At 67.2% G+C, this 10026-nt stretch carries 7 protein-coding genes; 3 read left to right on the plus strand and 4 right to left on the minus strand.

Translation table 11 applies throughout. The features are described from left to right. Window positions 1-31: 31 nt before the first annotated feature. The 3 genes from AB0L97_RS21985 to AB0L97_RS21995 all read right to left on the minus strand — a co-directional run bounded on the left by AB0L97_RS21985 (window position 32) and on the right by AB0L97_RS21995 (window position 5977). Entirely contained in the window at window positions 32-2383 is a 2352-nt protein-coding gene (locus AB0L97_RS21985) for an arylsulfatase (protein WP_364432381.1), read from the minus strand. Window positions 2384-2695: 312 nt separating this feature from the next. Beyond that, on the minus strand, window positions 2696-4531 hold the full coding sequence (locus AB0L97_RS21990) for an acyl-CoA dehydrogenase (RefSeq protein WP_364432384.1): 1836 nt from the start codon (window positions 4529-4531) through the stop codon (window positions 2696-2698). Window positions 4532-4747: 216 nt separating this feature from the next. Next, window positions 4748-5977: a TetR/AcrR family transcriptional regulator gene (locus AB0L97_RS21995; RefSeq protein ID WP_355075346.1), complete on the minus strand. Its 1230-nt coding sequence runs from the start codon at window positions 5975-5977 to the stop codon at window positions 4748-4750. Window positions 5978-6196: 219 nt separating this feature from the next. Here AB0L97_RS21995 and AB0L97_RS22000 point away from each other — a divergent pair, with 219 nt between their 5' ends. Then, window positions 6197-6709 (plus strand): MarR family transcriptional regulator, encoded by a 513-nt coding sequence (locus AB0L97_RS22000; protein WP_355075348.1) that lies wholly within the window; start codon window positions 6197-6199, stop codon window positions 6707-6709. On the opposite strand, the gene AB0L97_RS22005 is transcribed toward AB0L97_RS22000, so the two are convergent. Beyond that, window positions 6686-7342, minus strand: a complete 657-nt coding sequence (locus AB0L97_RS22005; protein WP_356965770.1) for a TetR/AcrR family transcriptional regulator — start codon at window positions 7340-7342, stop codon at window positions 6686-6688. The two genes, AB0L97_RS22000 and AB0L97_RS22005, sit on opposite strands and share 24 nt — an antisense overlap. A 190-nt stretch (window positions 7343-7532) precedes the next feature. Here AB0L97_RS22005 and AB0L97_RS22010 point away from each other — a divergent pair, with 190 nt between their 5' ends. Next, window positions 7533-8318, plus strand: coding sequence for an alpha/beta hydrolase (locus tag AB0L97_RS22010; protein ID WP_364432390.1), 786 nt, complete (start codon window positions 7533-7535; stop codon window positions 8316-8318). Between the two features lie 171 nt (window positions 8319-8489). Then, window positions 8490-9935, plus strand: coding sequence for an NADP-dependent phosphogluconate dehydrogenase (gene gndA / locus AB0L97_RS22015; protein ID WP_364432393.1), 1446 nt, complete (start codon window positions 8490-8492; stop codon window positions 9933-9935). Window positions 9936-10026 lie beyond the last annotated feature (91 nt).

The following is a 10026-nucleotide window of genomic DNA, read 5'->3' on the forward strand; positions in this document are numbered from 1 at the left end:
GTGCTAGAAAGCGCGGCGGGCACGGTGTCGGTTACTGCCGAGCCATGTGCATGCGCATCTCGCTCTTGGCGTCCGTCGTCAGTTCTCCGGACAGATCCACGACGACCGTGCGCAACGTGCCGGTGAACCGGAAGGGCGGCCGGTAGTCGGGCACCACCGCGGAGCCCGGGTTGGCGCCGCAGGTCATCCCACCGGGGTTGAACGCGACCGGCGTGATGAACGGGAAATCGGCTTCGCCTGCCGGGCTGCGGTCGATGTAGAGCCGGGCGGTGCCAGGGGTGCCCTTGCCGTTGCCGAAATCCGGTGCGCCGGTGGGTTCGAACTCGAAGCGCAATTCGTGGCGGCCTTCCGGGATGGTTCGTGTCGAGGCGACGCGGTGCACGGTGCGCCGCACGTAGTTGTGGGCGTAGTGCAAGTGGCCGTCTGCGACGAAGAAGGTCCAGCCTCCGGCATTGGTGCCCTGGCACAGCAAGACGCCCTCGGCGCCGCCGGACGGGATCTCCACTTCGGCGGTGACGCTGTGCGGGCGGTTCAGCACCCGCGGCGAGACGGCCGCAGGCAGCGTCTCGGTGTCCGGGCGCAGGGTGTATCGGGTCTGCGCGGGCGTGATCTGCGGGCGCTCGGCGAGCAGGCGTTGCAACCCGCTGCCGTCGATCGGCAGCACGTCGTAGCGGCCTGCTTCCACATACCACAGGGCGATCATCTCGTTGAGCTTGTCTCGACGTTCAGCGGCGAGGTCATGGGTCTCGGCGAAGTCCTCGGCGACGTGGTAGAGCTCCCAATCGTCGGCGTCGAGCCGGCCGAGGTCATCGGCCGTGATCGGCGTGCCGAACGGCCGGTCCGCTTCGGCGAAGGACGGGCCCGGCCAGGGGCACACGGCCCGCCAGCCGTTGTGGTCGATGGCTCGGTGGCCGAGCATTTCGAAATACTGCGTGTGGTGCCGGGTCGCGGCGGTGGAATCGTCGAAAGTGTGGGCGAAACCGACACCGTGCAAGGGGGACTGGGATACGCCCCTGATGGTGACCGGCGGTTCGAGGCCGAAAGCGTCGAGAACGGTGGGAACGACGTCGATCAGGTGCGCGTACTGGGTTCGGATCTCGCCCTGTGCGGTGATGCCCCGAGGCCAGTGGACCAGGAAGGGATCGCTGACGCCGCCGCGGTAGGTTTCGCGCTTCCACCGCCGGAAGGGAGTATTGCCCGCCCAGGTCCAACCCCACGGATAGTGGTTGAACGTGGTCGGACCGCCCAGCTCGTCGATGGCGCGCAGGCTGTCCTCGATCGGTTCCGGGGCGTTGTTGAAGAATTGCAGTTCGTTCGTGGTTCCGGTGACCCCGCCCTCCGGACTGGCGCCGTTGTCGGACACGAGCATGAGCAGGGTGTTGTCGAGCTCCCCGATCTGGTCGAGGAAGTCGAGCAGTCGTCCGATGTGGTGGTCTGTGTGGGTGAGGAATCCGGCGTAGACCTCCATCATTCGTGCCGCCAGGCGGCGTGCGTCGGCGGACAGCGCGGCCCATTCGGGCACATCCGGATCACGGCGGGAAAGCCGCGCGTCCGGTGGTACGATACCGAGCTCGCGCTGCCGGTCGAACGTGTATTCGCGATAGGCGTCCCAGCCGCCGTCGAATCGGCCGCGGTAACGGTCCGCCCACTCCCTCGGCACGTGGTGCGGCGCGTGTGTGGCGCCGGTGCAGAAGTTCAAGAAGAACGGCTTGTCCGGAGCGACCTGTTTGGCACCGGCGATGAAGGAGATCGCCTTGTCCACCAGATCGGCGGTCAGGTGGTAGCCGTCTTCCGGGGTGGCGGGCGGCTCGACCTGATGGTTGTCGTGGACCAGATCCGGATACCACTGGCTGGTGTCGCCGCCGAGGAAGCCGTAGAACCGCTCGAAGCCCCGCCCGAGCGGCCAACGATCGTAGGGGCCTGCGGCGGATTCCTGCTCCGACGGCACCAGATGCCATTTGCCGACCATGTAGGTGTTGTAGCCGCGCTGTAACAGCATCTCCGAGAGGAATCCGTTCTCGAATGGAATATTGCCGTTGTAGCCCGGATACCCGGTGGCGATCTCCGTGATGCCCGCCATGGCGTTGGCGTGATGATTACGCCCGGTGATGAGACAGGAACGCGACGGTGAGCACAACGCGGTGGTGTGCATATTGTTGTACAGCAGTCCGCCTGCGGCCAACGCGTCGAAATGCGGCGTGGAAATGGGACTGCCGTAACACCCGAGCTGTCCGAATCCGGTGTCGTCGAGCACGATGAACACCAAGTTCGGTGCGCCGGGAGCCGCCCGTACCGGTTGCGGCCATGCGGGTTTCGACACATCCGTCGTTCGCCCGATGATTCCGGGAAAAGCCGTTCCCCGTTTGTATTCTTCCAGTGACATCTACCCGCCCTCCGTCCTGCGGATGGACTGGACACCGCCAGCCTGGTTGTCCGAATGAACGCGTGCGATGCCACTGCGTCGACGAGCGGTGCCGCGGTGGCACTGCGCAATCAAGTACTGCCGCGGAGCCGGGTGGGTCCTCATCGTCGGAAGTCGACGCCACCGGAGCGTCCGATATCGGTTCCTCGCCCATCCGCTATCGCGACGTGAGTCAAATGCTAGACGACGCGGGCGCGACTGTCAGTGGCGGAAGCCGACCGGCCGCCGCATCGTCGGATGCGGCGGCCGGTGCGACGGTGATCGCCGAGGGTGTCAGAACGCGGCTTCGTCGAGATCCATGACGCTGATGTCGACGTCGGAGATGACCGACCATTCCGCGCTGAGGTGCGGCAGGACAGTTTTGGCGAAGAACGACGCGACGGCGATCTTGCCCTCATAGAAAGCGCGGTCTCCGCCGCCCGGCTCGGCATCCAAGGCCGCGGCGGCGATCTCGGCGGCGACGATCAGACGCCAGGCGATGAGGAGATCGCCGACGGCGAGCAGGAACCGGACGGAATTCAGTCCGATCTTGTACAACTCGGTGGGTTGCTGCTGGGCGGCGATCAGGTGCTGAGTGAATCGGCCCGCCATGTCCTGGACATCCTCCAGCGCGGTGGCCAGCAGCACCTTCTCGGTCTTGAGCCTGCCGTTGCCCACGCCGGATTGCGCCGTGTCCCGGATCTTGCCCGCGATGTGCGCGAGCGCGACGCCGCGATCGCGGGCGATCTTGCGGAAGAAGAAGTCCTGCGCCTGGATCGCGGTGGTGCCCTCGTACAGCGAGTCGATCTTCGCGTCGCGGATGTACTGCTCGATCGGGTAGTCCTGCAGGAAGCCCGAACCGCCCAGGGTCTGCAGCGACTCGGTCAGGTACTGGTAGGCCCGCTCCGAGCCGACGCCCTTGACGATCGGAAGCAGCAGGTCGTTGACCCGCGCGGCCAGCTCGGCATCCGCCCCCGAGATGTGCTGCGCGATAACGTCGTTCTGGTGACCGGCGGTGTACAGGTATACCGCGCGCAGGCCTTCGGCGTAGGCCTTCTGCATCATCAGCGACCGGCGCACGTCGGGGTGCCGGGTGATGGTCACCTTCGGTGCGGACTTGTCCGCCATCTGGGTCAGATCGCTGCCCTGCACCCGGCTCTTCGCGTATTCGAGGGCATTGAGGTAGCCGGTCGACAAGGTGGCGATGGCCTTGGTGCCCACCATCATCCGAGCTTCCTCGATGACGTGGAACATCTGCGCGATGCCGTTGTGCACCTCGCCGACCAGCCAGCCCTTGGCCGGGATGCCGTGGCCGCCGAAGGTGAGCTCACAGGTGGCGGACGCTTTCAGGCCCATCTTGTGCTCGACGTTGGTGACGAAGACGCCGTTGCGGTCGCCCAGCTCACCGGTCTCGTGGTCGAAGTGGAACTTCGGTACGAAGAACAGCGACAGGCCCTTGGTGCCCGGTCCCGCGCCCTCGGGGCGAGCCAGCACCAGGTGGGCGATGTTGCCGAACAGGTCGTCGGCGTCGGCGGAGGTGATGAACCGCTTCACGCCCTCGATGTGCCAGGTGCCGTCTTCCTGCTCGATCGCCTTGGTGCGACCGGCGCCGACGTCGGAACCGGCGTCGGGCTCGGTCAGCACCATGGTGGCGCCCCAGTTGAGTTCGGTGATGAATCGCGCCCAGCGCCGCTGCTGCTCGGTGCCGATGCCGTCGATGATGTGGGCCATCATCGGCCCGGTCAGATACATGTAGGCCGCGGGCTGCGCCCCGAGCACGAATTCGCTGATGGCCCAGCTGACCATCGAGGGGGCGGGCACTCCGCCGACCGCCTCGGACTTGCCGACGCGCCACCATTCGGCGTCGTACCAGGCGCGCACCGCCTTCTTGAACGACTTCGGCAGGCTGACCGAGTGGGTGGCCGGATCGAAAACCGGCGGGTTGCGGTCGGTTTCGGCATACGGTTCGGCGACCGGCCCTTCGGCCAGGCGCGCGGCCTCCGCCAGCATCGATCGCACGGTGTCGCCGTCCAGGTCCCCGAACGCTCCGGTCCGCAGGATGTCGTCGAGTCCGTACACCTCGAACAAATTGAACTCGAGGTCACGCACGTTGCTCTTGTAATGGCTCACGAGCCAGGGCCTTTCGAGAAACGGCCGGTGTACCGGCGAGGGATTCGGCGGGCGCACGGATAGGTGCTCACCCACGGCACACTGTGCGGCACCGATGACGCGAAAGCAATCTTATGTTAATAACCACTAAGTAGATGGTCGGATGTCCAACGGCATTCAATCCGCTGCTAGCACGTAATTGGCGCAGCTAAGTTAATGCTCGCTAAGTGGTATAAATCACTGCGAGGGGGTGCGGCCGGGATTTCCCGCCGTTTCGATCCGCTCCCCGATGGCTACGAGGACGTCGACGAGATCGGCGCGCCGCCGGAAGCGGGGATTGCGTACGGCATCGATGACGACGGTGACGATCGCGCGGCTGAGCACCCGCGCGACGGGCGCGGATAGATCCGGCCGCACCGCCTGCAGCATGCGGGCCCACTGGGCGATGCCGTCGAGGCGCACCCTCCGGTAGCGCTGCACCCCGTCGCCAGGAAGATGCCGGGTCTCGCTGACCGTGATCGCCAAGAGGTCGGGTTCGTCGACGCCCAATTGCGCGAAGCTGCGCATGAGCGAGCGCAGGGACTCCTCGGCGCTGCGTCCCTCTGCGATCGCCCGGGCGAGCAGCAGTCGGAGCCACTCGTCCTGGCGCCGGACGATCTGGTCCAGCAACTCCGCCTTGCTGGAGAAATGGTGATACAGGGCGGGTCCGGTGACGCCGACGGCCGCACCGATGTCCTCGATGCCCACCGCGGCGTAACCGCGGGTGCTGAACAGCCGCGCCGCCTCGGCGAGCATTCGCTCCGAGCGCAGCGCTCGGTCCAGTGCGGTGTTGCCGATCTCGGTGCGCGGTGGCCGGCTCGGCGCGTGGCCGTTCGGGTGTTCGGGCATCCGGGTCGTGATCACCGCCGCGACGGCGGCGTCGAGCACTTGCGCGGCGGCCGGCGCGGGCAACTCGGCGCGGTGATAGGAGGGGCTGACCGCGATCGACAGCACGCACCAGCTCAGCAATTCGACATCGGCCGTGCTCAGTTCGGGTCGGCGTAAGTGGATCGTGTGTCGTAGGTAGCGGGTGAGCCGTGCGGCGCGGACGAGCACCGCGGTCTTGTCGGCGGCGGTCAGATTGCGGAACTCCAGTTGCCACAGCCGCGGCAGGCCGCGCAACTCCAGCGCGACCCGGACCAACTCCGCCGTTACCGCGCCGCCGGAGTCATCGGCGCGATATGCGGCGTCCAGCCGGTTCAAGGTGTCGTCGAGGCCGACCAGCAGGCATTGGCCCAAAAGTTGCTGTTTGTTGCGGAAGTGTCGATACAACGCCGTCGCCGAGATGCCCACCGCAGCCGCGATGTCGGCCATCGTCGTGCCGTAATAGCCGCCGTGCGTGAAGGCGTCGACCGCGGCGGCCAGGATCATCTCGCGTCGATGCGGTGGTCTCCGCCGTGGTTGTCCGCTGTTCGCCTGTGTGCCCATCGCGGTCAGTGTCGCGCATCGGGCGGTCCGCACCAGCTATCGGGCCGCCCCCCGGGGTCGACCCGATAGCTGGTGGGCCGTGGGGATCTGTCGCGGCCACCGGTCCGTATGACGATTTCGTCACGGGCCACGCCGATGTCCTACTGTCGAGTAGGCTTCCCGCAGCTATCACCAGCCCGGGGATCGTTGTCCCACCAGGTAAGCAGAGGGAGCCCGCCCGTGAGCGCTGACACCGCGGACGCCACAGCACTGTCCACCATCGCGGCCCGGCTGCGCATTGCGACGACCGTCATCCTGCGGCGCGCCCGGAGAGATCCCGACGAACGGCGGCTGTCCGCGACGCAGTGGGCGGTCCTGGGACGGCTGCACCGATACGGCGCCATGGCCGCGGTCGACTTGGCGCGGCTGGAGATGCTGCGGCCGCAGACGATGCGCAACGTGGTCGACGGCTTGCGCGACCAGGGTCTGATCATCGGTGTGCGCGACCCGAACGACGGACGCCGGGTGAATCTGACTCTCACCGACGAAGGCCGCGCGTGGGTGTGCGGACATCAAGCGTCCGCGAACGACGCGCTGGCGCAAGCGTTGTCGGAGAGTTTGCGGACGGGTGAGTTGCACAAGGTCGGCGAGGCGCTGGATCTGCTCGAGCGCATCGCTTACGGTGACCGGGGAGCGGATGCGCTGATCGCGGGCGGTCTCGGCGCCGGGTCACTGGTGGCCGATTCGCGATGACTCGGCCGCCGCCCGGCCGGGGTCGGCGGGCGGCGTGAGCGCCCGGGTCCAGAGATCGATGATCGCCCGGCCGCATTCGTCGGCGGTGCGGCCGGGCGGCGGATCGAGGACCGCGCCGTGGATCTGCGCCTCCACCGCCTGTACGAGCAGCAACGCCGTCAACCCCGGGTCGTCGCCGCCGACCTCGAGGCGGCGCAGATGGAATTCCACTTCGTCGGCGAGGACCCGTTCGAGTTGTCGGAGGCGTTCGACACCCGCGGCGGTGCGAGGGGCCTGATCGAAGAGCAGCCGGTGCATCTCCGGTTGAGCCGTGTGCAACCGCGTCACGGCGACGACCAGTTGCCGGATGGTGTCGACCAGAGGCGGCTGTTCGGCACGCAGGCGCCCGGCCGTTTCCAGCAGCGCCTGGGAAGCGTGCCGCAGGTGCCGTTCGGCGAGTGAGTAGAGCAGTGCGTCCTTGTCGGGGACGTAGTGATAGAGGGTGCCGATGGAGACGCCGGCGAGTTCGGCGATCTTGTTGGTCGTCGTCGCGGCGTAACCGTGCTGCTGGAAAAGTCGAGCAGCGGCGTCGAGGATCGCGTCGAAGGTGAACTCCGACCGCTGCTGGCGCGGGATTTTCCTGGGTGTCGACATGGCGTCCTGAAGTCGAGTTGGCAAAACCGAGGATTGCTCGAATTATTGTCACATGCACGCTTCTTACCTCGCCTTTCTCCCCGACGACCTACGCCGGAGCTGGGATTTTCGGCCCCAGTCGAGCACTTGGTCGTGGCGCGGCCATCAAGTCCACATCGAACGGGTCCACCGGCCGGACGCGGACGTTCGGATGATCTTGATCCACGGCGCCGGTGGTCATGCCGCGGCGATGTGGCCGTTCGCGGCGCTGGCGGCGGCGCGCGGTTTCGACGTGCGGGTCCCCGACCTGCCCGGCTACGGCCACACCCGCGTCCCGTCGTCCCGCGCGATCCGGTATGCGGACTGGGTGGACTGCGTCGACGATCTGGTCCGTGCGGTCAAGGCGGCGGATTCGCGGCCGTTGGTGCTGGTGGGGGCGAGCGTGGGCGGGATGCTGGCGTACACGGTGGCGGCCCGCACCGGCATGGTGGACGCGCTCGCGGCCACTTGTCTGCTCGACCCACGGCTGGCGCGAGTTCGCGCGGCGGTCGCCCGTCGCCCGTGGCTGGGTCGGTACGGAACACGGTTGCTGGTGCCCGCGATCGACGATCTGCGAATCCCGATGCGGTTGCTCGCGAATATGTCCGCGATATCGAACGATCCCGAGCTGACCCGGGTCGTCTCGGCCGATCCCCACGGCGGTGGCGCCTGGATGCCACTGGGATTCCTGCGAACCTATCTGCGGTCCGATCCCGGTCTCGAACCGGAGGATTTCACCTCCTGCCCCGTATGGCTGGTTCACCCCGGCGCCGATCGGTGGACGCCCTTGGCGCTGAGCCAGTCGTTCTTCGATCGGATCGCCGCTCCCAAACGCCTGGTCGTGCTCGACGCGGCGGGGCATTTTCCCGTGGAGACGCCGGGCATCCACCAGTTGGTCGACGCGTTCGCCGAGATTCGTGACCGGTTGGTCTCCGGTCCCGTGCCGGCCGGGACGTGAAGTCGCGTACGCGCCGACGCCCGTATGGTCACGTGAGCGGCTCGTGATGCGCTCCGAGCCCGCACCGGCGGGGTGGGTAAGGTCTGAAGCGTCGTGGAACGGACGCCACGATGCCGCCGCCGAACAGCTTCGCGCGGACGCGCCGCCCTGCCGAACGAAGAGAGCTGATTGATGCCGACCTCTACAGCGCGCGCACAGATCGGGGTCACCGGTCTGGCGGTCATGGGTAGCAACATCGCACGGAACTTCGCCAGGAACGGCTATACCGTTGCGCTGCACAACCGCAGCATCGCCAAGACCGACGCACTGCTCGAGGCCCACGGCGACGACGGCGACTTCGTGCGGACCGAAACGATCGAGGAGTTCGTCGCCGCGCTGGAGAAGCCGCGCCGGGTGCTCATCATGGTGAAGGCAGGCGCCGCGACCGACGCGGTCATCGAGGAACTCGCGGACGCGATGGAGCCGGGCGACATCATCATCGATGGTGGAAACGCCCTCTACACCGACACCATTCGGCGGGAAGCCGCGATGCGCGAGCGCGGGCTGAACTTCGTCGGAGCGGGGATCTCCGGGGGCGAGGAGGGCGCCCTCAACGGCCCCGCGATCATGCCCGGCGGCCCCAAGGAGTCCTACGACTCGCTCGGGCCGCTGCTGGAATCCATCGCGGCGAAGGTCGACGGAACGCCCTGCTGCACCCACATCGGCCCGGACGGCTCCGGACATTTCGTCAAGATGGTGCACAACGGCATCGAGTACGCCGACATGCAGTTGATCGGTGAGGCCTACCACCTGTTCCGCGACGCGCTCGGTTTCGACGCCAAACAGATCGCGGACGTATTCACCCAGTGGAACTCCGGCGACCTGGAGAGCTACCTGGTCGAGATCACCGCCGAGGTGCTGAACCAGGTCGACGCGAAGACGGGCAAGCCGCTGGTCGACGTGATCGTCGACGCGGCGGAGCAGAAGGGCACCGGGCGCTGGACGGTGAAGTCCGCGCTCGACCTCGGCGTGCCGGTGACCGGAATCGCCGAAGCGGTGTTCGCGCGGGCGCTGTCCGGTTCGCGCGAGCAGCGAAAGGCCGCGCGGGGTCTGGCTTCCGGACGGCTGGCCGACAAGCCCACCGACGTGGAGCGGTTCACCGAGGACATCCGGCAGGCGCTCTACGCCTCGAAGGTGGTCGCCTACGCGCAGGGCTTCGACCAGATCGCCGCGGGCAGCGCCGAATACGACTGGAACTTGCGCCCGGGTGATCTCGCGACGATCTGGCGTGGCGGCTGCATCATCCGCGCCCGGTTCCTCAACCGGATCAAGGACGCCTACGACGAGAACCCGGCGCTGCCGAGCTTGCTTCTCGCACCGTACTTCCGTGAGGCGATCGAGACGGCCATCGACAGCTGGCGCCGCGTCGTGGCCACCGCGACGCTGCTCGGCATTCCGGTGCCCGCGTTCGCTTCGTCGCTGTCCTACTACGACGCCCTGCGCGCCGAGCGTCTCCCGGCCGCGCTCACCCAGGGGCAGCGTGATTTCTTCGGTGCGCACACCTACGAGCGGGTGGACGCCGAAGGCAAGTTCCACACGCTGTGGAGCGGGGACCGCGGCGAGGTTCGCGCCGACTAGCTGTGATGTCCAGGGAGGTTGTCCGGCCTACTCACTGTGGTGAGTCCGGCTGACAGGTGAAGGCCTCCGGCTGTGAAGTGGAGCTGTCTAG

Origin of the sequence: Nocardia sp. NPDC051911, from assembly GCF_040681035.1 — a bacterium.
GTDB classification, from domain to species: domain Bacteria; phylum Actinomycetota; class Actinomycetes; order Mycobacteriales; family Mycobacteriaceae; genus Nocardia; species Nocardia sichangensis.